The 24,179-nt window shown below is 34.5% G+C and carries 23 protein-coding genes; 14 read left to right on the forward strand and 9 right to left on the reverse strand.

All coding sequences use genetic code 11. The features are described 5' to 3' along the window. The first annotated feature begins 12 nt into the window (after positions 1-12). Complete coding sequence (locus MM239_RS14365) at positions 13-378, forward strand: SPW repeat domain-containing protein (protein WP_241348942.1); 366 nt, start codon at positions 13-15, stop codon at positions 376-378. A gap of 144 nt (positions 379-522) precedes the next feature. After that, positions 523-1,509 (forward strand): succinylglutamate desuccinylase/aspartoacylase domain-containing protein, encoded by a 987-nt coding sequence (locus MM239_RS14370; protein ID WP_241348943.1) that lies wholly within the window; start codon positions 523-525, stop codon positions 1,507-1,509. A gap of 1 nt (position 1,510) precedes the next feature. Here MM239_RS14370 and MM239_RS14375 read toward each other — a convergent pair whose 3' ends face one another. The 4 genes from MM239_RS14375 to MM239_RS14390 form a co-directional block, all read right to left on the reverse strand. After that, positions 1,511-2,551 (reverse strand): ATP-grasp domain-containing protein, encoded by a 1,041-nt coding sequence (locus MM239_RS14375; protein ID WP_241348944.1) that lies wholly within the window; start codon positions 2,549-2,551, stop codon positions 1,511-1,513. Between the two features lie 12 nt (positions 2,552-2,563). Beyond that, positions 2,564-4,393, reverse strand: coding sequence for a flavohemoglobin expression-modulating QEGLA motif protein (locus MM239_RS14380; RefSeq protein ID WP_241348945.1), 1,830 nt, complete (start codon positions 4,391-4,393; stop codon positions 2,564-2,566). Between the two features lie 34 nt (positions 4,394-4,427). Beyond that, a complete protein-coding gene (locus MM239_RS14385; RefSeq protein WP_241348946.1) occupies positions 4,428-4,862 on the reverse strand; it encodes a hypothetical protein in 435 nt (144 codons plus the stop codon). 241 nt (positions 4,863-5,103) lie between these two features. Beyond that, positions 5,104-5,340 (reverse strand): hypothetical protein, encoded by a 237-nt coding sequence (locus MM239_RS14390; protein ID WP_241348947.1) that lies wholly within the window; start codon positions 5,338-5,340, stop codon positions 5,104-5,106. Positions 5,341-5,788: 448 nt separating this feature from the next. On the opposite strand from MM239_RS14390, the gene MM239_RS14395 reads away from it, so the two are divergent. The 3 genes from MM239_RS14395 to MM239_RS14405 all read left to right on the forward strand — a co-directional run bounded on the left by MM239_RS14395 (position 5,789) and on the right by MM239_RS14405 (position 8,135). After that, on the forward strand, positions 5,789-6,319 hold the full coding sequence (locus tag MM239_RS14395; protein ID WP_241348948.1) for a YciE/YciF ferroxidase family protein: 531 nt from the start codon (positions 5,789-5,791) through the stop codon (positions 6,317-6,319). A gap of 341 nt (positions 6,320-6,660) precedes the next feature. Beyond that, a complete protein-coding gene (locus MM239_RS14400) occupies positions 6,661-7,083 on the forward strand; it encodes a hypothetical protein (protein ID WP_241348949.1) in 423 nt (140 codons plus the stop codon). Positions 7,084-7,550: 467 nt separating this feature from the next. Further along, positions 7,551-8,135, forward strand: coding sequence for a helix-turn-helix domain-containing protein (locus tag MM239_RS14405; protein ID WP_241348950.1), 585 nt, complete (start codon positions 7,551-7,553; stop codon positions 8,133-8,135). Positions 8,136-8,685: 550 nt separating this feature from the next. On the opposite strand, the gene MM239_RS14410 is transcribed toward MM239_RS14405, so the two are convergent. From MM239_RS14410 to MM239_RS14420, 3 genes are all read right to left on the reverse strand, one after another. Beyond that, positions 8,686-9,135, reverse strand: coding sequence for a hypothetical protein (locus MM239_RS14410; protein WP_241348951.1), 450 nt, complete (start codon positions 9,133-9,135; stop codon positions 8,686-8,688). Between the two features lie 59 nt (positions 9,136-9,194). Continuing rightward, positions 9,195-9,635 (reverse strand): DUF2267 domain-containing protein, encoded by a 441-nt coding sequence (locus tag MM239_RS14415; RefSeq protein ID WP_241348952.1) that lies wholly within the window; start codon positions 9,633-9,635, stop codon positions 9,195-9,197. A 258-nt stretch (positions 9,636-9,893) separates the two neighbouring features. Next, positions 9,894-10,283 (reverse strand): PRC-barrel domain-containing protein, encoded by a 390-nt coding sequence (locus MM239_RS14420; protein ID WP_241348953.1) that lies wholly within the window; start codon positions 10,281-10,283, stop codon positions 9,894-9,896. Positions 10,284-10,778: 495 nt separating this feature from the next. Between MM239_RS14420 and MM239_RS14425 the strand changes: the two genes are divergently transcribed. The 3 genes from MM239_RS14425 to MM239_RS14435 all read left to right on the forward strand — a co-directional run bounded on the left by MM239_RS14425 (position 10,779) and on the right by MM239_RS14435 (position 14,077). Further along, positions 10,779-10,982, forward strand: coding sequence for a hypothetical protein (locus MM239_RS14425; RefSeq protein ID WP_241348954.1), 204 nt, complete (start codon positions 10,779-10,781; stop codon positions 10,980-10,982). A 376-nt stretch (positions 10,983-11,358) separates the two neighbouring features. Further along, positions 11,359-12,771 (forward strand): sigma-54-dependent transcriptional regulator, encoded by a 1,413-nt coding sequence (locus MM239_RS14430; RefSeq protein ID WP_241348955.1) that lies wholly within the window; start codon positions 11,359-11,361, stop codon positions 12,769-12,771. Between the two features lie 859 nt (positions 12,772-13,630). After that, positions 13,631-14,077 carry a response regulator gene (locus tag MM239_RS14435; RefSeq protein WP_241348956.1) on the forward strand — a complete coding sequence of 149 codons (447 nt, stop codon included), beginning with the start codon at positions 13,631-13,633 and terminating at the stop codon, positions 14,075-14,077. Positions 14,078-14,330: 253 nt separating this feature from the next. On the opposite strand, the gene MM239_RS14440 is transcribed toward MM239_RS14435, so the two are convergent. Continuing rightward, complete coding sequence (locus tag MM239_RS14440; RefSeq protein WP_241348957.1) at positions 14,331-16,493, reverse strand: catalase; 2,163 nt, start codon at positions 16,491-16,493, stop codon at positions 14,331-14,333. Between the two features lie 807 nt (positions 16,494-17,300). On the opposite strand from MM239_RS14440, the gene MM239_RS14445 reads away from it, so the two are divergent. The 6 genes from MM239_RS14445 to egtD all read left to right on the forward strand — a co-directional run bounded on the left by MM239_RS14445 (position 17,301) and on the right by egtD (position 22,480). Further along, positions 17,301-17,501: a hypothetical protein gene (locus MM239_RS14445; protein WP_241348958.1), complete on the forward strand. Its 201-nt coding sequence runs from the start codon at positions 17,301-17,303 to the stop codon at positions 17,499-17,501. Positions 17,502-17,690: 189 nt separating this feature from the next. Beyond that, positions 17,691-18,233, forward strand: coding sequence for a nitroreductase family protein (locus MM239_RS14450; protein ID WP_241348959.1), 543 nt, complete (start codon positions 17,691-17,693; stop codon positions 18,231-18,233). Positions 18,234-18,394: 161 nt separating this feature from the next. Further along, a complete protein-coding gene (locus tag MM239_RS14455) occupies positions 18,395-18,916 on the forward strand; it encodes a DUF421 domain-containing protein (protein ID WP_241348960.1) in 522 nt (173 codons plus the stop codon). Positions 18,917-19,247: 331 nt separating this feature from the next. Next, on the forward strand, positions 19,248-20,096 hold the full coding sequence (locus MM239_RS14460; RefSeq protein WP_241348961.1) for an SDR family oxidoreductase: 849 nt from the start codon (positions 19,248-19,250) through the stop codon (positions 20,094-20,096). A 296-nt stretch (positions 20,097-20,392) separates the two neighbouring features. Beyond that, positions 20,393-21,550 (forward strand): ergothioneine biosynthesis protein EgtB, encoded by a 1,158-nt coding sequence (egtB, locus tag MM239_RS14465; RefSeq protein WP_241348962.1) that lies wholly within the window; start codon positions 20,393-20,395, stop codon positions 21,548-21,550. Positions 21,551-21,553: 3 nt separating this feature from the next. Next, positions 21,554-22,480, forward strand: a complete 927-nt coding sequence (gene egtD, locus MM239_RS14470) for an L-histidine N(alpha)-methyltransferase (protein ID WP_241348963.1) — start codon at positions 21,554-21,556, stop codon at positions 22,478-22,480. Between the two features lie 67 nt (positions 22,481-22,547). Here egtD and MM239_RS14475 read toward each other — a convergent pair whose 3' ends face one another. After that, positions 22,548-23,711: an AI-2E family transporter gene (locus MM239_RS14475; RefSeq protein WP_241348964.1), complete on the reverse strand. Its 1,164-nt coding sequence runs from the start codon at positions 23,709-23,711 to the stop codon at positions 22,548-22,550. Between the last annotated feature and the right edge of the window lie 468 nt (positions 23,712-24,179).

Genomic DNA, 24,179 nt, shown 5'->3' on the forward strand with positions numbered 1-24,179 from the left:
AAATTAAATATCATGAGATTCATCAGTTCACATTTACACGGCGTACTTGATTATTTTATGCTTATTATCTTATTGGCAAGTCCATGGATATTTGAGTTTAGCGATGTTCAGGAAGCCATGATTGTTCCCATGGCTACAGGGGTTTTGATCCTGCTAATGAGCCTTACGACCAAGTACGAATTTGGTGTCATTAACCTTATCTCTTTGAGAATTCATTTGATGATTGATATTTTGGCTGGAATCATTTTGACAATGTCTCCTTGGTTATTAGGGTTTAGGGACTGGGTTTTTTGGCCACATTTTATACTTGGGATATTATTGATATTTGGTGGTTTCTTTACGCATTATGGTCTAAGAAAGACTTCTTTTAGAACTTGATTTTTGCATTTTCAGGAGGGATCATTTTTTCATAGTCACGTTTGATCTAGCTTTCTAACTAAGCTTGAACCTAATTTATCCAAGTATTATACACCTTTAGTTACAGGTTGATTGAGTGATTTACCTTATAAATAAGAAATGGAAATGGACAAGATTATTGATCTTAAAAAAACACCAAATAGCCGGATTCTAGGACAAGTCACTTCGTGTAAAAATCACAGTGATCATCATGATAACTACTTGATCATAAGTTGTGGGATCCATGGCAATGAAATAGCAGGGCTTATAGCCGCCGAAGAAATCTTAGAGGAATTGAAGTTGCAAAGTACTGCTCCTGAACTCAATGTATTGTTTTTGTTAGGCAATAGACAAGCATTGAAAGAAAAAAAAAGATTTATAGATAAAGACCTGAATAGGATTTTTTTAATTGATTATAATAAGGATTCCTTGCCTGTAACTCGGCAAGAAAGTAGACAAGATTTGGAAGAGCTGAATGAAATTCATGAAGTGAAAGAGCGGGATGAGATCATCAAAGTTATCGAGGAATTGGAGCATAGCGTTGGTGTAAAAGGCAAGTTTTATTACATAGATATGCATACCACCTCTTCATATTCCAAACCTTACATAAGTGCTAATGTGAAATTCTCTCAAACGGACTTTTTAAAAGCATTTGAACTACCAATTGTATTGGGAATTGAAAAGTTTATTCCAGGACATTTTGATCATTATTTAGCCAGTAGGGGATACGTTGGCTTTACAGTAGAAGGTGGGCAACATAAAGATCCAAATGCGGTAAAAATACTCAAAGAGGTGCTATTAAAAGCAATTAAAATTCTCTCCAAACCCAAATTGATTGATAGATTGGGGAATTTCAGTAAGCCAGCTAAAATCAGTGATGAAAATCATCCAGAAACCTATGAAGTCCTTTTTAGATTTCACATTCCTGAAGGTAAAACCTTTAGAATGAATCCAGGATTTGAAAATTTCACAAAAGTTGTGAAGAACCAAGTTTTGGCGTCTTTGGATAATAAAGCAGTTTTGGCACCCATTTCAGGTCAGATTTTTATGCCACTTTATCAAACTTCTGGATCGGATGGCTTCTATATCGTTCATAAGATTTCTAATGAATAAATTAGCTATTAAAACTTGCAAGAAACTTATTTGGTAGGATTTCAACCGCTTCTTTTTTAAGCCTTACTTTCTCTTCGATACTTTTAATAACCTTTTTTGTAAAATTAACCTTTTCGATTCTTTCCATACTGACCAGGCCGCCAGGACTTTCTACGTTTATTTCGATCACTTTATCTCCTATGATATCAATACCTACCAGAAACATTCCATCCATGATGAGCTTTGGTCCGATGGTTTTACAGATTTCTAATACAGATTCAGTCATTTTGAATTTCTTAGGTTTGCCACCTACATGTAAATTACTTCTGATATCTCCTTTTTTATTGACACGCCTCATGGCAGCATATTTCCCATCCACGGTTAGAATTTTTCCATTTAGCATTATGACCCTAACATCTCCCGCACTTGCTTCTGGTAGGTACTCTTGGGCAATGATAAATCCATGCCTATTAATTGTAGAGACAATTTGATTCAAGTTTGTTGATCTGTCCAAGAGAAATACATCCTGTCCTCCTGACCCGTGCAAAGGTTTCAAGATGATTTTCTTATTTTGTTCAAGGTAGAACGCTTCAATTTCTTCCTTATTTCTAGATATTATAGTGCGTGGCCGAATAGCTTTCGGGAAGTATTGCAAATACATTTTATCATTTGTTGTCAACAGTGTTGTTGGGTCGTTCAATACCAAAATGTTATTTCTTGCTGCCCACTGCGTGAAGATCATCCCTGAGGTTTTTGCCCATGATCTTTCACCTTGCTCTTCACAAGGGTTGTTTCTTAGAAAAATAACGTCCACATCACTGAATTGAACTTTTGATGGTTTGATTTTATGTTGAAGATGCGTTAAAAATTTATCTATAGAACTTAATTCAGGAGGAGCTTTGTAAGCTAAGCCACCAGTTTCTTCACAAGAAAAATAGCAGAGATCTTCTATTTGCATGATATACACTTCATGCCCCATCGCTGTAGCGGTATAAGAGAGAAGGGTAGTGTCGTAGTTCACCTCTTCGGTTTTCACTTGATTGACAAGAAAAATGATTTTCATATGGGTGGTGGGTTATTGTACAAGTTCTGTAAGTTCGATGCCAGCCTTGGCTTTATGGAGTCGCTGAATGCAAGAGGGAATCTTGAGGTATCTTGGAAGTAAGGTAGGAGGTTTGATAATTTCTCTGATTTTCAAATCCTTAATTAAGGAAGTATGCTCAAAGGCTATTTTACCGATAAAAAGTAATTCTATGTCGTTCCCTTTAGCAATGTAGTTTAATAATTTAATCAGGCCCCTTAAGTAAATGATGTCTTTGGTGAAGCCACCAGCTTGGTGGATCCTTGCCGTAATGTCGAATGCCGTAACTGCATCGAAATCATGCTTATTGATCAAGGTGTTGAATGTAGCTTGGAAATTCATGCCCTCGGTAAGACAATGAGCAGCGATCACCCTGCCGGCTAATACCTTTAACCTATTAACTGTAAGTCCACCGCAGAGGTATTCAGCAAATACAGCCAAGCCTTCTTGAAGCTCATCATAGGCGGCTAATCCAGACGAAAGCTGTTTCAAGGGTTGTTGAGTCCCATTAAAGTAAGTTAAGGAATGCGTACCAATTTCATGATGAATTAAGGCTTCTAATTGTTTTTTTGGGATCTTGAGAGATTTACCAATGTATAAATTTCCCTTGGAGACAAGGAGCCCTATGATATCATCTTTGATCAATACTTCAGGACAGAATGAAGGTGAAAGGTTTTGGTATCTCTTAATTTCCTCCAAAGCAGCCTTGCGGAAGCTTTCAGCATCAACCCAATCTTCCTCATTGTCAGCCTCTTTATCAAATGACTCTAATAATTGTATAGCTTGGTAATAAAGTGAGGCATCTACAGCATCATACAACCTTATACTAGAGTGCATAAAATGTCGACTACCCCTTTCTTTCAGCATGGTTATTTGTTTTTCCAATTCTTCCCGCTTTTCAAGCAATAATTCTTTGATAATAGGGTCGTCAATAGATCTAATCGGTACTTTAAATAATTCCTCTTTCAGTTGATCTGGGTCGATGGGCAATATCCTATAAATGAACTTTGGAGCTGTTTTTCTTTCTGAATTTAAATATAAACGGTTAGCTTCCAGAGCATTTATGGGGGAAATAAGCAGTAAAAACTGATATTGATCTTCTATTTCAAGGAGTTGCTTTTCTATGGTTAGTGCCTGGTCATCAATAGTCGTGGTGCCTAAAGCCATGTAATGTGGAAGGTCAAAAGAAGTCTGAACCCTCAAAAATTCAAAAATGGCTTTTCGAATCATACTTGAAAAAAACATTTGAAACTCTTTTATCAGCATTGGGAATAGCTGATCTGTTTCCTTATCTCTAAATACATCAGGGATTTCTAAACCAATAAGTGAAACCCCAGCAGCTCTACACTGCGATAGGGTCATTAAGGGAGCTAAATGAGCGGGATGCCTCTCTTTTGTGTTTTCTATTTTTACGGTAAGTGCCAGGTTGGATGTATAGCCTTGAAGTGAATTTTTTAGTGATTTGACGGCCTCTTCTGTTTTACCCTTTCCTGCCAAAATCTTAAAATGTGTGGAATTGTTTGGATTCTCCCAGATTTCCATGATGATCACTGAGCGATAAGTTAAAGCCATTGATTTAGAAAATTGAGTCAAGTGCGCTACGATTTCACTTTCAAAATTTGTTTGGCTGTTGGTTACTAAAAAGGAAACTTCACTTTTTATTAAATTAGCCACTAAACTATTTTTGATATTTGAAGACCTGTAAACAAGAAGAAATGGAAGCTTACGCTCCCATTTGATTCTCCCGCCGTTTCCGAAATGGATGTCTATAGACTTTCCCGTCTCAATGGCTTTTTCTATTTTATGAATAATTGATTTTTTCATACTTGTGTTTAGGAGAAATGAAAGAAAGTTCCTTTTACCTGTACTCTCCAGAATAATCACCATCTTCATCGAAAATCACCATGGTAGTTTTACCATCATGTTTGAAGTGGACTTCATACTTGGTGTCATTGTCTTTTTCAATTCTTCTAGAATCAACGATTTCTTGGTTGATCAATACTGAATCTTTTCTGATCGCATTGAATACACGAATAGGGAGAAGTTTAGCATCACGATTTGCAGCATTACTGTCCATTCTCTCACTGTTATTTCCCCTATTGGCATCACTTAGCTGATTGTTTGTTCTTCTATCATTGTCTCTTTCAGTATTGTATCCTGTAGACGTAGTATCATTATCTTTACCGATTTTTCGACCATAAGTGTCTGTGTCGTTACGGTTTTCACAAGATACAACTACCACAAAGCACAGCAGTAGTGCAGAAAGAATAAGTTGAAATTTTAAAGTTTTCATATTAGTTTGATTTTAGTTGTTGGTTAAGAAATATGCTTTTGATTCAATTTTTGCAATACATGGAGTGTATAAGTAAAGTGGGGCTTTTTGACTTCTAAATATCCTCAAATGCTTTCCTATATTAAGCGATCAAGTTTGGGATTGATATTTATTTGATTATTTCAATAAGCCTAAAAAGGAGTGAGGAGAGAGTCACAGTCAAAAGCTCCCTCCCCAGTACTCCCTCCCCCTTAACAAAACCCTAGTCCTTTCTTTCAGAGCCTTCTGTTTTCACTATTTTATTGTATATCCCAAACAGTAGAAATGGAGAAACCCATTGACCTACAAATAAGGCTGCATGTTTTTTATTCAATAACTTCAATGCTAAGGAAGTACTCATTAAAGATACTGCGGACCATAAATAGATACTTGAGGGTAAGTTTGCCGTACTCTTCTCTAATTTTTTTGTTAGCGTTCCTTCTTTTTTGTGATTTTCCATGATTTTAGTTTTAAAGTGATTTTAAATAGTTATTTCCAAAACCTGTTCCTTTTTGGCTGAAGTATCAATTTTGAAGAGATAAGGATGATAATAGAAGTTTTATGTAAAAATGAAGTTTGCAAATAGCAAAATGCTGTTACATTAAAATCTCAATGTGATACATATAAATCACATCCATTGGTTATTTTTTGGTTTCATACTTTGGGTAGAAGGCTGAATGAATGTTAGAAGCAGCTTTCTTTATTTTAACTTTTATAACTTATTTACCAGAGTCAATAGCGTTATCTAGCGCTAAAAAGCATTTTTTTCATTTGTGACTTTCTGAAATGTTGTGAGGATGGCTTCAAAACGAATACACTTCAAAGGTTTAGCAGTGCCTTGGCAAGCATGTTGACATTTATAAATGGAAAACAGGCAATGCCTATTGTATCACTTAAAGAGAACTATCATGACTAATCAAGGATCTGATCAATCAGCAAAAAATGAAAAATCGCCGTTTCACCAATTGTTCATAAGGACATTGAAAGATATCTACTGGGCAGAGAAACACCTGGTCAAAGAATTACCAAAGATGTATGAAGCAGCAACTTCCAATGAACTTGCAGAAGGAATTCAACTTCATATTGAAGAGACTTATCACCACATCACTAGACTGGAAGAGGTTTTTGATCTTCTCGTAGAAAAGCATGAAGCTAAAAAATGCGAGGCCATGCAGGGCTTATTAGAAGAAGCAAAGTCTATTTTGGAAGAAAATCCAGCAGATACGATTGTCCGAGATGCAGCCATAATCATCGCTTGTCAAAAAGTGGAACATTATGAAATAGCATCCTATGGCTCGCTGATAGCTTTGGCTAAAAAAATGAAGCATGAAAACATTGTTGAAATCCTAGAAAAGACCCTGGACGAAGAAAAAAACGCAGACAAGCTGCTTACCCGTCTGGCTGTCTCTGGCATTAATGAAAAAGCTATCAAAGAATGATAGCTTTTCATTTTATTAATCTTAAAACTATAACTTAAACATAAACAATGAAATTATGGGAGTGGGCATGACAATTTTATTTGTGGCTTTAGGCATATTGGGACTTTTCCTTTTTGGATATTTTATGGAGCGCCATAGGATGAAGTAATTCTAACTAAGTGGTGCCTTGGTTTTGAAATTCAGTTGGTAACTGTTTTTTCAAAGTGACGATGTGTTTGAGCTGGTTTATAACTAAGCCGTTGGCGCTGTTGGTCAGTAAACTGTTCAGACCATTCTTTCTTTATTGGAAAATTGGGCAGCTAGCTCAAAGAATTATGGGTTAAAATAAATGGATTAACAAGATGAATAGAAAGGAAAAACTGATTTATAAATCGATTCTAATCCTTCAAGGATCATATTATATGCTCTTAGGAATCTTTACACTCGTTGTGATAAGGAAATTTAATTTTGATTCATTGCACCATGATGCGGATTTATTTATCAATTTGATTGCAGCCATTATTTTGACGATAGGATTTACCTTATTCGCTGCATTGAAAGAGCAGAGCGTTCATTTGAGCTTGATTATTTTAGGACTTGCGACCGCTTTTTCATTGTTGCTTTTTGATACAGGTCTCTTTCAACCTGGCGTATATTATAAAATCATCGCTTTTGATTTCTTATTAGAATTAATTTTCATATTGCTATGGATTTGGCTTTTTTACGAAAAATGGATCAGCATAAAGTTTAAAGAGATGAAATTAAAATTGAAAAAATCATCCTAGAAAATATTATTGAATAAATTTTTGATTCAGAAATTCATGATTTAGCTAATCCCTTGACATAGTTTTATACAGTAACAATTTGTTTTTCTTCATTCTTCTTTGCCCGCAATATCATATCATCGACAAAACCTGATACTATGCTCCATTTCGAAAAAGCAGAAAAATTATCAATAAGTACTTTTCAACCAGGTCGGATCAAATATTAATCAATATCAAACTTCGTGATATGGACATTTTCGATTGATGCTGGCAAAGTTCCTCGTAAACAGTAATAAATACTGTCATATTTTTTTTCAAAAGATAATAGTACCAAAAATTATTTTTTACTAGCTAATAAAGTATGAGGATTGAATTGCTAAAAACACGTAATTCATACATAAAATTTTTTTCATAATTCTGCTTTTCATGGTATAAAACTTGTTATTATGTACACAAGAGCTCAGATATGATACACTAAATGATATGATATGGAAGTCAGTTTCAATGTTGATATTGTCAAATTGCAAAAAAGAATTCTAAAAGATACTTTTTTCAAAATGAAGATTGATTTTGTATTTATTTCCGCAAATGAAGTAAAAATTAATACCCCAATCAATGAAGTGATCATGGGGGAGTTAGTTCAGTTGCTTAATCCTTATGGCATAAGTATAATGTCAGATCCCAAGGAAATGCTAATACAAAAGATTAAAAATATCATCAATGAAGTGGTGAAATCTCAAGAAGCCAACCGTTCTATCAATATTTCAGAATATATCAGCGAAAGGATAGGCTATAGTTATAGGCACATGTCTACATTGTTCTCGGAGCTCACCCATACAACTATAGAAAACTATCATATCTTACAAAAAATTGAAATGGCTAAATTTTTAATTTCTACTAACCAATACTCAATCACTGAGATCGCATACAAGCTAAATTATAGCAGTACAGCACACTTGTCTAATCAATTCAAGAAAAAGACAGGAATGACTCCTTCAGAATTCCAGAAAATATTACTTAGAAAAAAAGCGCTAATCCATAAAGTTTCTTTAGACACTTATGATACAAAATAATACATGGGTATTATGCTGCTTTTTTCCAAGTATTTTAGAAGTACTGATAACTACAGCTAAAGCAGCATAGGCATAAGAACTGTAATGATGTATAATTAAGGTTTTCAACATTTAAATGCTTAGAATATGTTAAATGATTTTTTAAATGCATTTAAACCTGTGTGTACCTATCACTATTGCCAATTGATAACATGATTATCTGTGTTTACTCCAGCAGGGGTATTTGAGATAGATAAAAGATTACTTCTGGATCAAGGATCAATTCCATAAAATCGGAAAATTGATCTACGCATAATTGGTATTAGTTTGGAGGAACAAACCAGCCTGCATTGTGCAATAGCTGCGAATGTATTAGGACACGTTATAATTATTATGGGCTTGCTGAAAATTTATGCGAAGTTCTCTGGCAACCTAAAATAGACTTTAAAAGACTGAAATAAAAGTATTTAAATAATTTCAATTAAATTATTTATTGAAGTATTTCTTAACATTTATTTTTATTAAAATCACCGATACTTAAATGAATGGATGATCTATTTTTAGACAGAAATTAAATTAATACTTTATAAAAATTAATACATACCATAGCAAAAATAATGTGGGAAAGTAACAGTGCAAACATGTAATGGCTCCGAGAAATAGCTTGAGGTATTCGGTGAATAATAAAATAAAAAGACCAAAAAGAAATAGCTAATAGTCCTGAAAGTGCGCCCGCCCAAAAAGAGTCTTCAAGATTAAGCAACAATACATCCCAATGCCAAAGTAAGTAGTATATAAAAGCGAATAATATTCCAATACCTACATGTAAGCAGGCTCCAAATAGCATGATAATGTTACTCCAAGCGAAATTACCTTTCGATCCGGATACCATTTTACTTAAAACATGGACGACCTTGGTGTTTTTATTAGTGACTTTTGCATATATATACATACAAGTTGTCATGGCTATGGTAGCCACAACGCCTGAAATGGTGATTACGATAAAAGTTTGGACATCCATAGTTTGAATTGATTTTGTTGTTTTCTAAACATCAAGTTTTAAACCTGCTGAATAGTTGATCAATTGGGGAAAAGGTTTTTGATTTCTCTGGGCATTTGAGAAGAAATGTGCTCTAATTGTCCTTCTGTAAGGTAATGTTCCCCTAATGATTTTAATACTTTTGCAATCAAAACTTCTGTTGAGTCAGTCCAATCAAAAGACTTTTCTCCTAATCGGATTTGCTCGTCTTTCACAGAAGTTTTAAAAGCTTCCAAACGTTTGATTTTAGTTGAATCATCATCATATACCCAATTTTCAACATAAAGCCCCTTTAGAAAAATCGGGAGTTGGGAGAGGAAGTGAAGGGATTCTGTAAAGCCAATGCGATCTCTTACAGCATGCATTACAGCTCTGAGCAAGATAAATGTCTGAATAGGATCATCTTTATGTCCCAGTTCACTTGATAATTTTTTGATGTACGCATCTCCTTGTTGTGCGAAATTTTTAAAGTTGGAAGACATGGTATGGTTCATTTTAAATTTATACGCTTATTAAATATCCTCTTAAATTACTTGTACAATAAATTGAAAAAGGTTTAAAAAGAGGCTGAAGTTAAATCAACGCTTACCTTTGAATATTGGCAGAGTTTTTCAATTGATTTAGCTTTACCTGTGCATTCAGGCTGTTAACCAATCCTGATCGAAATACAAAACCTCTATAAGACCAAACAGAGAAAAATAGATCGATTTAAGCATCAGCCTCTCTTTTATTAAAGTAGGTTAAATTCTACCTCGGTCAATATGATCATCATCCCTGCTAAAGCCATAATAAGAATGAACTTCACTGATGAACTCATATTGAGGTCCTGTAGGCCAATTGTCTTTGTCAAAGCCTGGTGAATCTTCTAATTTCTGCTTGTCAACATCAAGTAGTAAAAGGCGATCTTCCAAGTTTTTGAAGGAGAATGCTCTCCAGGGAATCGCAAAATACTTGCTCCCCATATTCAAAAAGCCTGTATTTACTTGTAATGCTACATAGGCGATGTGTCCATCGTGCCCATCAATCATTACATCGTCAATAGTACCAATTGTTTCTCCGGAGTAGTTCTCAACAGTAGCATTCTTGATCTCATTGAGATTCAAGATTTGATGATTTGTGCTATTTTCCATGTTTTATAATTTTGATTAAGTGATTTATTAGCTTATTAGTCAATCTTTATGCCTTTTGGGTTTAAGGCTTTTAAACCCTGTTTCTGAATTTATGTGTGACTCTCATTGAGGAAATTTTCTTAAAAAAGTATCATTTTGTAACCAATTTTACCGTTTTGGCTCATTTTAATTCGATACTAAAAAGGCAATCAAGGAGAGGAAATGTTTTATCTAATCTCAGCGCTAAATTTTGTTTTGAAAATGGAGATGATGTTAAAAAAGAAATTAAAGCATATGATATTCCGCACTTACGCTATCAGAACCATTTCATATAAATGAAAGATTACTTCTGGATCATGTTATCAGTTATGATCATTTCAAAGATGTAGACCAGGGATTATTTTAAACTTTCCTTGATAGCAAGGTTATTGAAAGTACATCTTTTGTGGGGCTAGTTCATGTCGAAATAGTTTAACTAGTTACCAAAAAAAAACTCCAATATAAAATCTGTCACAAATGAAATATTTAGAAATCATAAAAGGAATTATGGGGCAATTCACCGTCAAAAAACAAAAAGAAAAGACTGAAATGCGGTCAAATTCAGAAGGTGATCAAAATCGAAGTCATCAAGTGACCGTTGCTGGTAAAGATGAAATCGATCATAGCTCAGAAGAATTTATTGAAGCCAAAGCAAATGATTCAAAGAAAAAAGAGGATTGATACAGGAAAGTTGTTTGATTAAAACTTTTTGATTTTACAATTGAATAACCCTTATGCATTTATTGGATTAACCTTTAGAAAATAAACGCTACTTTTTATTTGAAGGGATGAGATTTTTCCTTTTCAAACTATGAAAAAATTACCTTATTGAATTATTGTTTATAATTATTAACCATATATATACATATTTTATACAGTTATTTTGATGTTTCACGATAATTATGAAAACATATTGCGAAAAGATGTAATATTTTAAGGTTTCCATTTCTCTAACTTTGAAAGAATCAATTGAAGCTTTTGTTAATATTTGATGGAACCTTGTAACGAAAGTTAGTATAGTATAAGGGTAATTTATTGAACCATAAAAACTTAAATCATGCTAAACATACTCGTGATCGATAATCAAGTTTCTTTTTGTAACCTGATGAAGAAATTCCTAACCAAACTAGGATACAAAGTTAAGACAAGTACTCAAGTTAATCATGCAATTGAAATGTTGGGAAATGAACCTTTCCAATTTGTTATTAGTGATTATAGGTTGCCGCATATTCAAGGAGACGAATTTTTTGAAACTATCAAATCTATCAACCCAGATGCAGCGGTAATATTTACATCTAATGAGGTGAATTTAAAGAATGTAGTCTCTATTATTAAGAGAGGTGCTTCTGATTATTTATCAAAACCTATCAATCCGGATGAATTAGTAGAGGTGCTCAAGAGAAATGAAAATTCTCCAAAGCTAATAGAAAAAAAAGTAATTAAAGAAGGTAACCCTAAGGAAACACCAAGTACCCGAGATTATGTCATGGGGAAAAGCAAGAATGCCAAAGAAACGCAAAAAATGGTTGAAACGGTTGGTCCCACTGATTTTACAGTGATCATTCAGGGGGAAACAGGTACTGGAAAGGAATCATATGCCAATCTAATTCATAAAAGTAGTAAGCGTAGAGATATGCCTTTTGTCGCTGTTGATTGTGGATGCCTTACCAAGGACCTCGCAGGCAGCGAGTTATTTGGTCACGAAAAGGGAGCCTTTACTGGAGCTGTAACGCAAAAGATTGGTTTTTTTGAAATGGCCAATGGAGGGACGATCTTTTTGGATGAGATAGCCAATTTGTCAAGTGAAATTCAAACGTCTCTTTTGCGCGCATTACAAGAGAAGGTAATCAGAAGAATAGGAGGGACATGTGAAATTCCTATAGATGTGAGAATTATTGCGGCAACCAATGAAGATTTATTATATAAGTCAGAAACATCCTCATTCAGGGAAGATCTCTACTATAGATTAAGTGAATTTGTGCTTTCTATACATCCATTGAGAAACAGGAAAGAAGATGTTCCTGAATTTATAGATTTCTTTCTTAAGCAAACAGCATTTGAATTAGGTCGTCAAGAAGTTCCAGAATTTGAACCCGAGGCTTTTGATTACTTAATGGCTTATCATTGGCCAGGAAATATCAGAGAATTGAGAAATGTGATCAGGAGATCTTGCTTATTTATCAATAAGCATAACATGATTCCCTTATCGGCAGTCCCAATAGAGTTAAGATTGAAAGTAAATAGACCTGAAGTTAGAATTGAGGAAGACATTAATTTGGGAGATGAGAAGTATGATTTGAAAACTTTGAAAACAAGAGATCTTAAATCTGTAGCCTTAGAGGCAGAATCTGAAAAAATTATTGAGGTTCTTAAAGATGTAAAATATAATAAAACCAAAGCAGCTGAAAAGTTGAACATTCATAGAAAGACGTTGTATAGTAAATTAAAAACATTAAATATTTCTTACTGAGAAATTACCATCTCTTATTAAAATGGAATACAATTAAGGTATGCTTTTATTGCGTATAAAAGTAGATTGTGTATATATCACATTTAATTAGCAGATGTTGATTATTATAAGTAGATTTATATATTAAATAGGTTGCTTTGATTTGTAAAGGTTAGATTCTAATTGTCGTGTTCTTGAAAGAGGGCTGAATGGTTTGGATCCAACATTAAAAATCTAATCTGTTTGATTGCATGTTACTTGTTTGGTGTTCTTGCCTTAGACCTTTACTTAAATTACTTGGTGATAAAAAACATAACCATAAATCGGTTTGGCTATTTGCTGCTGTTCATGAAATACATCTCTACTTTAGCATGAAATTTATAGAGGGATATGTGCACATGGTTTGAAATTGTTATAAACTATTTATCAACGCAATGATAGCTAGATAAAATTTTGTTTTATTTTTTAAAAGTTATTGAGCAATAGGATCATCTTTCACCCATTAAGATCCTAGTGTTCAATTTGAAAAATCCTATGGTTAAAATCATTCGATTTTCAATAGAGACTTTGAGCGTAGTATACTTTGCTAAAAAGGCAAAGCTCATGAATCAATTTAGTAAATAGATTATCAGTGTAAAAAGAAGTCACCAATGCCAGTTGATTACTTATCGGCAGCGTCTTGATAATGTTCAAGAAGAGAGTAAACGATTCATATGTAGTACAATAACAAGAAAGAAAATCATGTGGCCTAAACCAACCTAACAGTATCGATCTCCATTAAATACCAAAAGAATTACTGGTGAATAAAAATTATTAATAAAAAACTTTATTGTCTGAAGTCTTTTGACTGGACTTCCATAAAATTGAACCACGAATATTTATGAAGAATGTTGATCTAAACATTTTACTTGTAGAAGATTGCGAAATTGATCAGATGTTTTTTAAGAAAGCTATTGAAAGTATCTCAATGAAAACTAAACTGGTCATTTTAAATGATGGAGAAGAATTGATGAAATATTTGGGGAAAGAAATTGATTTTAAACCGCATATTTTATTTCTAGATATTCAATTGCCCAAAAAATCTGGTTTGGAATGCTTAAAGGAAATCAGATTAAATAGTAAATGGTCAGAGCTCTGCATAGTGATATATTCCAATTCGAAAAATGATATTGATGTAGAGAAGGCTTTTGTGAATGGAGCAAACATTTTCCTTAATAAACCTAACGAAATAGATAAACTGGTTGAAGCTGTAAAGAGGGTGTTTTCCATTAACTGGCAATATTTAACCTCTAGCATGAATAGGGATACCTTTATCATGAATATCTAAACTTGATAAAATCTGACTTCTTTGAGCTTCTTGACTGGACGGAGTCTTTGTGTAAAGATAAAAGTTGTGTGCATAGAAAAGTAAAATGAAGGACTTCATATAGACCTATCTATTTATAGGTTTTGGTCTGGAAGCTTTTTATCATACTTCAAGGGTGCTGTACGTTCCATGTTCAAAACTTGAATTCAAGTATACAAAATTTAGGTAATCATCAATCTTCATATACTGAAGACTGATGATTACTTATGTAAAATTATGCTGGTATTTTATTAATGTGTTTCCTATTCCAGAAACGATGATTTTTAACACCTTCTATAAATTTGTTTACATTACTATCGTGAAATATTCCTTCTTCATTTTCAAACGTAACCTCTTCTTGAAGCTCAGCGCATCTTGTTGCATTCCATAGAATTTTACCTTCACCAGCAAATCCAATCGCCTTACAATGTTTGTACATTTCTTCAATGAAGAAAATAGCTTCAGCATGCTCTTTAAGTTTTAGGGCACTTTTTTCACTGTCTGGTACAAATACCGCATCGAATAATACCGATGCACATGTCGCAAAACTTTTATCAATGCTCACCTGTCCATTTTCAGTAATGATACTCCCAAGCTTACTTGAAATTAATGTTTCTTTTGCCCCATTTTCTTCGATGAGACTGCGGATTTTTTCTAATGAAGAGAAACTTACACCTTCTTCTACTAGTATGGCAATATTTCGGCCTCTAATCGAATCTTTAATTGTGTTCTCCATGCTTAACGCTTCAGATTTTCTGACCGGTGGTTCCACTGGAGCTGAAGTATAGTTTTCGGGATCCGCATTTTCAGGGATGCTTTGATTTAATGGTTCCTCCAGGTTTTTAGGGATTTCAACACCCAATGTTTTTGATAAATCTTCCGCCAGAGATTCATTGATTTTTTGAAGGTGAACCAATAGTCTTGATTTAATGGAAGTCTTTTCCACCTTTCCCAACTCAAATGCCAAGGCTTCTTTGATATGTTTCTTCTCCACCTTTGATTGGCTGTCGTAGAACATTTTTGCTTGACTGTAATGGTCAAAAAAACTGGAGCTCCTAACCTTAGTTTTTTCTCCTTCAAGTCTTTCGGGCTGATGGGAGAAGCCCCCGTCATGTACAGCTGCTTGAAATGGACATCCTCGACCAGTTTGGTTGGGTTGATAGCTGCTTTTTCCTTCATTGATGGATTGGCGCATATACCCATCACTATGGTTGTTATGAACGGGTGCAATAGGCCTGTTGATAGGAATTTCATGAAAATTTGGTCCCCCTAACCTAATTAACTGTGTGTCTAGGTAGGAGAATAACCTCCCTTGAAGTAAGGGATCATTGCTGAAATCTATTCCAGGTACTAAATGCCCTGGGTGGAAAGCAACTTGCTCAGTCTCACTGAAAAAATTTGAGGGGTTCTTATTGAGAACCAATTTACCTATTAGCTTGACTGGCACCAACTCTTCTGGGATAATCTTGGTTGGATCTAAAAGGTCAAAGTTGAAATTGTGCTCATCTTCTTCTGCTACCATCTGTACTCCTAGCTCATAAGTTGGGAAATTTCCCATCTCAATGGCTTCCCATAAATCCCTTCTTAAAAAGTCTGGATCATTGCCTGATATCTTTTGAGCCTCATCCCATGTGACTCCATGTACTCCCAATTTGGGTTTCCAATGGAATTTCACAAAATGCGATTTCCCTTCTTGATTGACAAACTTGAAAGTGTGAACGCCAAATCCTTCCATCATGCTGAAGCTTCTAGGAATCGCTCTGTCACTCATTACCCACATGATCATGTGCATGCTCTCAGGCATTAAGGAGATGAAGTCCCAAAAGGTATCATGCGCTGCAGAAGCTTGAGGCATACCGTGATCAGGCTCAGGTTTGATTGCATGAACCAAGTCAGGGAATTTCATCGCGTCTTGGATGAAAAAAACGGGTATATTGTTCCCTACTAAATCGTAATTCCCTTCTTTTGTGTAAAATTTGACAGCAAATCCTCTAGCATCTCTAGCAAGATCTGATGAGCCTTTGGATCCTACAACTGTGCTGAACCGTACAAAAACAGGGGTTCTTTCTTGAGGGGTTTGTAAAAAATTTGCGGCAGTATAATCAGACATACTTTCGTAAGTTTCGAAATAACCATGAGCTCCTGCACCCCGAGCATGAACAACTCGCTCAGGAATTCTTTCATGATCAAAGTGCATCATTTTTTCCCTAAAATGAAAATCCTCCATCAAAGTAGGTCCACGTTGTCCAGCTTTTAAAGAATTTTGGTCATCGTTTACCCTTACACCATTATTAGTGGTTAGAAATTGGCCTTCATCTTTTTTTTTGTCCTTTGATAGGTCTTGAATTTTTTGATTCTCGTACCCTTCATCAGAATTGTTTTTCTTGTTAGTCGTCATATTAATTGTGGTTTTTAATTAGCACTCCGTTCCCTCTGAAAATTACATATATCGCTATACTGAATGGGATCATTTCATCTGTACTTAATTTTATCTGTACTTAATTTCATCTGTACTTAATAGGTTTAATTCAAATACACTGCCTCAAAAAATCAGCGTGGTTCATTTTTTTATAATCTTCAAATAAATATTACCCCATCCATTTGTGATACTTTTTAAACAAATGATTCTTTTTATTCCTATTGATATTTAGGATAACAAATTATTTAATTAAAAAATACCCGAAATAATATACTGTTTTCTAGTTGGAGGTTTGATTGCCGTATCCTTTAAAAATAAAATTGGGAATAGCTTTTAGTGGCTTGGTTTGCTTAGGAAGGTACAAGGTATGGGAATGTTATTAAGCAATATGTGAAGGTAAAGTTACATTTTGTATCTCTTGAAAAAATTTGGTTTGAATCATTTCATATTTGAACCTGTACTGAAAAATAGCATGCATTCGAATAAATGATTTGGGTTGCTTATGCTGTTTTTGCGTTTTTGTTTTGTTTCTCCAAGATAGTTCTCTTTGATAAAAATTTAACTTGAATAGCTCAATTCACACATTTGGCTTTATTTCTAGGAGGAAATATATGGTTCATTTTGAAAGTTAAATTCAATAGAATGTTTCTCAGTTGATAGCTTCCAAGCCTGCTGAAATCATTACCTCAAGCTAAATGTATTTTGCATACCTCTGGCTTGGCATCAACATTGAAAACTTGCTGGTATGCTAGTTTAAATGAAAGTAGTTGTCTAATCTTTAACATTATGCTGAAATTTAATCAATCAATTAAAAAGGACTGGCTTCAAATCAAAAAAAAGCTAGTGACTGAATATCCGCAGCTAGCCGCGGACGAACTGACTTACTTGGATGATATGGAAGATGAGTTTTTTGATAGGATATTTGAAAAAACAGGGATGCGTAAAGAAGAACTACACAGTATCATCTTTAAGAAGTGTAGTCTGTAAAAATTAGGCGAAATGAAAAAGGTGAACTTGTTTATAATTGGACTTCTATAATGAAAGCTTGATAAATTGAATCGGCGCTTAATTAAAGCTTACTTCTTCATTACCCTTAAGCTTTCTAAAGAATAAGCTTGACTGACCATGATTCCGGACATGATTACAAATCATTCATCATATAAAAATGTTAAAGTTATGGAGCAATTATTTAAATCAAATCCCAAGTATAATAAGCCAATAACTTTCAGTGAAATAGCCGAAATATTGAATTTTGGAGGAATGGCAATTCAAGCTTATTTTAATTATGATACTTCCTATCGTTTGCTGAAATATGGCACAGATGTATTTCAGAAAGTACTTCAAAGTTTCAATGGATATCAGAAGGATTGTGCCATGGCTTCTCCTTACTTAGGGGTTACGACCATTCATCGAAACACCCAAAGCCATAAGTCTAATCTTCCATCCTCATTTTTCTTATCAAGCACTTGGCTTCAAATGGTTGAGTTGAAGGCTAGAAATTTGGGAATTTACCTGCATCAGCTACACAATTATAAATCTTGTAAAATTGAAGAATTATTGAATATTCCATCTGATAATGCCTTGATGATGTTGTTTGCTGTAGGAAGGTGTTCAAAAGTTAATTATACTGAAGTTGCTGTTGAAAACCCTAGTTATCCTTTATCACAAAAAACCATTAAAAACCTGATTTTTATGGATATGATGCAAGATTTTTTGTAGCCTTGCCTGTATATGATTTTTTAGTCGATACTTAGCTAGTTGGATCGCTTGTACATTTTTTAGGATGCGAAAATGATGGTGCTGCAGAGCTTGTTTTATTAGCCATGATTGTCACTCGGTGGAAGAAATTAAACTTTAGACAAAATTAAACTACTCTTGCCATGTATGATTTGTTGTTCGATAATTGGAAAGGAGTCTTTGCTGTTGCAATTAAATCAACTTTTGCATTTTTCTTTATGGTTCTAATCCTTAAGCTATCAGGGAAACGGACGCTGACCAAGATGAACCCTTTTGATTCTACTGTAATCTATGCCTATGGATCTATTGTTGCAGCTATTTCAATAGATAAAAATGTAAAAATTCTAGAAGGTTTAATTGCAATGATCGCTTTAATATTTTTGCAATACTTGGTAACTTCTTGGAGCAAAAAGCATGCTGCCTTCAGACGAATGATAAGATCCAAACCCAGCCTATTGATTTTTAATGGCAAGTACATAGAAAGTGCTTTGAGAACTGAAAGGTTGTGCATGTTGGAAATGGAATCGATATTGAAAAGTCAAGGGATTACACAGTTAAGTGAAGTTGGAGCTGCTGTTTTGGAAGGTAATGGACAAGTGACAATTTTGCCTAAAACTCCTGATTTTGAAAATCAAAAAGAGCAAACTTTAGATCTTCGTGCTTAGATGAAGTTACTTTTCCTAGAGTCAGGAAAACTGTAGAACTTAATGGTCTCAAATTCCTTTGCTGCCTTGCTTGTATAACTGGTGTGTAAAAAAATATCTGTCAAAAAGGGAGGCGTGGTATATGTTATCCATTGTGTTACTATTTTCTGAAATTTTTCTTTTTTCAAAAGAATTGATGAATAAAATCACTTTGGGACAAGATGCGGCCTAACGGTTGAATTATTTAGCTTTTTGGACTAAGTCATTTTAAGTAGGAGGTCATTTATTGTTTTGGTAAGTCCTTTGTAATTGAATACCTAGAAACAATTTATAATCTCAAACCAACTACACAATGAATAAGCCAAAGGAATTTCCACAACAACAACAAGACTTGCCGGGAAGTGAAGAGCAAATGAAGCCTGAACCAGAGATCATTAGAGAATCATACCAGGGCAGCAATAAGCTAAAGGATAAGCTGGCACTGATCACAGGAGGAGACAGTGGGATAGGGCGTAGTGCAGCTTTGCATATGGCAAGGGAAGGCGCTGATTTAGTTATCATTTACTTGAGTGAGGACCAAGATGCTGAAGAGACTAAATCTATGGTAGAAGAAGAAGGAAGGTCATGTATGCTGATCAAGGGTGACATCGCTGACAGAGGATTCTGCAAAAATGCAATTGAAGAAATATTACAAGAACATGAAGCTATAAACATATTGGTAAATAATGCTGCCGTGCAATATCCCAAATCAAGTGTTGATGATATAGCAGAGGATCAATTGAAAAAGACTTTTCAAACTAATATGTTTTCATTTTTCTATATCGTCCAAGAATGTCTTCCTTACATGAAGGATGGTGATGCCATCATCAATACTACCTCTGTGACTGCATACCGAGGTAGTTCTCATTTGATCGATTATGCTAGCACCAAGGGTGCTATCGTGGCCTATACAAGATCGCTTGCAAAGAATCTAGTCGATAATGGGATCAGAGTTAATGCTGTAGCTCCTGGGCCAATCTGGACTCCCTTGATCGTTGCTTCCTTTGATAATGTGGAAGATTTTGGAAAGGATACACCGATGAAAAGGGCTGGTCAACCAAGTGAAGTAGGACCTGTATTTGTCTTTTTAGCTTCTATGGACAGCTCCTATATGACTGGACAAGTTATACATATTAACGGTGGTGAAGTTGTGGGTGGTTGATATTGAATGATTCGGTGGATACAATATGGTTTTATTTCAGAAATCATAAACCTAAATTTTAAGTGTAGAGAAAAACATCAACAGGTAAGGTATTTGATAGTACCTTATCTGTTGATCCTTCAATCATAAAATGGTTCATGTATTTGTAATTCATTTATGGAATGATTGAAACGTTTGGTCAACCCAGAATATCAAAAGATGTAGGTTCAGAAAATCTATATTAGATTTTCCACCTATTTGGTAATGGTTGGTTTTATAAAGTTCCCTTAAAAGAACGGTTAAGCTATGTTTTTAAAATGTCTATAGAAACTAATTTAAACTTAAAAAAGCGATTTGAAAAGGTGAGATCAGACACAGAACGTATTTGTGCTCCCCTGGAAATCGAGGACTATGGAATGCAGCCTACTTCAGATGTTTCCCCTCCTAAATGGCATCTAGGACATACAACATGGTTTTTTGAAGAGTTTATTCTTAGCAAAGTCAAGGGGTATAAACCCTTTCATTCCGCATTTTCTTTTGTATTTAACAGCTACTATGATACCGTTGGGAGCAGGGTTCTTCGCTCCCAAAGGGGTGACTTGAGTAGACCTACTGTTCGGCAGGTAATGTCATATCGAAAATATGTTACTGAACAATGTCTGGAGCTATTAAGCAATCCCATTGATCAAGAGCTTCTAGATATTTTTGAGATTGGAATCAATCACGAAGAACAACACCAAGAGCTTTTGGTGTATGATATCAAATACATTCTGGGTGCTCAACCCTTGTTCCCAATATATGCTGATATGTTTTCAACTCAAAGAGAAGTGAATACTGGATTTAGTCAGCTTGAAGCGGGTTTGTATCCTATTGGAGCTGATCACTTATATTTCTGTTACGATAATGAGATGGGCAAGCATAAAGTGTACCTTCAGGATTTTGAAATTGCAAATAAATTGGTCACTAACGCAGAATACCTTGAGTTTATAGCAGATGGAGGTTACAGCGATTTTAATTTATGGCTTTCTGAAGGCTTGGATTTTATCCGAAAGGAGGATATTCATGCGCCCTTGTATTGGCACCTTGTTGATGGGGAATGGCATCATTACACCCTTAACGGACTTGTTAAAATAAACTGGGATTTACCAGTACAGCATGTGAGTTACTATGAAGCTCAAGCCTTTGCTACCTGGAAAGGAATGAGGCTACCCACAGAATTTGAATGGGAGGTAGCATCTGAAAAATATAATTGGGGACAACTTTGGGAATGGACAAATAGTGCCTATTTGCCTTATCCTAATTTCCAGAAAGCAGCCGGAGCATTGGGTGAATACAACGGGAAATTTATGTGCAATCAAATTGTTCTTAAGGGAAGCTCAGTTGCTACTCCCATTGGACACAGTCGAAATACTTATAGAAATTTCTTTCACCCATCTTCAAGATGGCTATTCTCGGGTATCAGGTTAAGTAAGTAATTTATGAATAATTTTCTTCAAGATGTTACAGAAAGCTTGGCCAAGTCACATAAAAGTATCCCGTCAAAATACTTTTATGATGAAAAAGGGTCAAGGATTTTTCAAGAGATAATGACTTTGGAAGCCTATTATCTTCCTAGATGTGAAATGGAAATTCTAGAACAAAGTGCAGCGGCTATTTTGAGTCACTTCAACGATCAGAATATGGATTTTATTGATTTAGGTGCAGGTGATGGATCTAAAATGATTTCATTTCTGCGGCAAGTTCATCATAAACTTAATGCACCAAGCTATATTCCAATGGATATTTCACCAGAAATCCTTAAAGTGAATCAGAATTTGATTCAAAATGCTATTCCTAATTTAGATATTTTAGCTATCCCAGGTGATTATTTTGTTTCGACCCATCAAATAAAGCAAAGACCAAATCCTATGGTTGTGATGTATATGGGTAGCAATATCGGAAACTTTAGGCTAGAAGAAGCAGTAGAGTTTTTGCGTTTTATAAATGACTTCCTAAATAAGGGGGATTTTTTGCTTATGGGAGTTGACCTTAAAAAAGACCCTAGTACCATACAAGCAGCTTATAATGATAAAGAGGGAGTTACCAAAAAGTTCAACTTGAATTTACTGGAAAGAATCAATAGAGAGCTTGGTGCCAATTTTAACCTTGATTTGTTTGATCACTATGGAACATACAACCCTTCAAGTGGAGAGGCACAAAGTTATTTGATAAGTTTAGAAGAACAACTAATTAGTATTGCTGAAAAGAAATATCATTTTGAAAAATTTGAAACCATACATACTGAAATTTCAAGAAAATTCAGTTTAGTGGAATTAAATGACATGGGGCATGAGTCAGGCTTTACATGGAATAAGCATTTTTTGGATAGCAAAGCTTTTTTTTCACTCAGTCTCTTTAGGAAATAAGGTTACCAGATTCCTCCTAACCTAACCTAAGATAATTCTGCGCAGTAATGACAGCTGAAGGTTTTGCTTAAGAATTCATGCTTTTGATTTTACTCCATATTTTTTGGCCCAATCTACCTAAAAAATGATTGTCTTGATTTTTCTTTAAATCTTCATCTCCAAGTAAGTAGCCTAATGGCGCTAAAGTCTCTGATGCATCAAAGCAAATTTTTAAAATCGCAGCTATTGGAATGCTTAAAATCATACCTGAAACACCCCATAACATTCCTCCAATGATGACCACTAAAATCGTCATTAATGGATTGAGGTGAACCTTATCACCCACCACATAGGGCTCCAAAATATAACTCTCTATAAACTGAGCAAGGCTGTAAGTTGCTGCAACAATAATAAGCGATGTTGTGTCTACCCCACTAAATAGGGAATAAGCCATGGCCAAAACAAAGCCTAAAACCACACCCAAATAAGGAATCAATGATAATAATGCGGCAATTAAGCTAATTAGAAAAACATTGTCAACACCTGCAATTTGTAATCCAATGGCATAGATCACAGCCAGAAATATAAGCAATATTATCCTTCCTGCTAAAAAGTTTAATGCAAGTGAAACTGCTTGATTTAAAATGATTTCTGTAGATTTTTTATTTTCAGAACTGAAGAATTTCAAAATAGATAGTTTTATCTTTTTGCGATAAGTGAGCATAAAAAACAGGTAAACAAAGGTCAACAAGGAGTTCCCTATAAATTCAAAGGTATTAATAATGAAACTTTGAATAACATTGTTAGAAACTGGGGATTGATCACCTTCATCTTCTGAAGTTTCTTCAGTTTCTGACTCGGTGTTTTCTTCATCAAAGATAAAGGAGGGGAGTTGGTCTTCAATATTAGCGCCTGATTTTTCTTCTAAGTAGGATAAAACCTGAGAGAATTTAGGTTTAAGTTCCTTTTGCATTTCAGGCCATTTTTCTGAGATGTTCTGGCCTTGAATAAATATCACCAAAAAAAAGGAGAAGTATAATGTAATCGCAATAGTTACGCATACCAATGAGGACAGTGCTCTGGAGATTCTTAATCCTTCCAATTTCCTTGAAAGCGGTATACAAACCAAGGAAATTAATATCGCAAAAAATAAGGGTATAAAAAAACTTGCAGCTATAATCAGCCCTTTAGTTAAATAGAAAATTGCAATAATCAGCAGCAATACAACAATTTTTGTGGAGTGATTTTTCATGTAATGAGTGTAAATTTTAATGTAAAATCCTGTTGAAGTTATTCAGTAAGATATAGATATATCTTATTGAACTCACTTTAAAAAAATGAAAATGATGGCGCCCCATACGAGTACTAGGTGTATACAAACTTGAAGGATTTACTGGGTTTTATCACCAGATTCAAATTTGATCATTACCTCATTTTTCGATCATAGGGGCATCATCATTTATAATAGTTGGTTGTTTTCAAAATCACTAAATGGTACAAAATTCCTGTTATTTATAAATACCATTAGTAGATTAGTATTCATTATTAATGCCAACAAGGGAGTTGAGTCAATATTCATTGTGATACTAATTTGTAACTACTCAGGTTTTAATTTAGCTATATGATTTAGATTTTCTAAGATATTTCCCGAACGTTTGATCAGGGTATCCACGACGGATCTTATAACACAGAAGTTTTCAGCTCCATTGTTGGATTTGAA

The organism is Belliella filtrata (assembly GCF_022549775.1).
Lineage (GTDB): Bacteria > Bacteroidota > Bacteroidia > Cytophagales > Cyclobacteriaceae > Belliella > Belliella filtrata.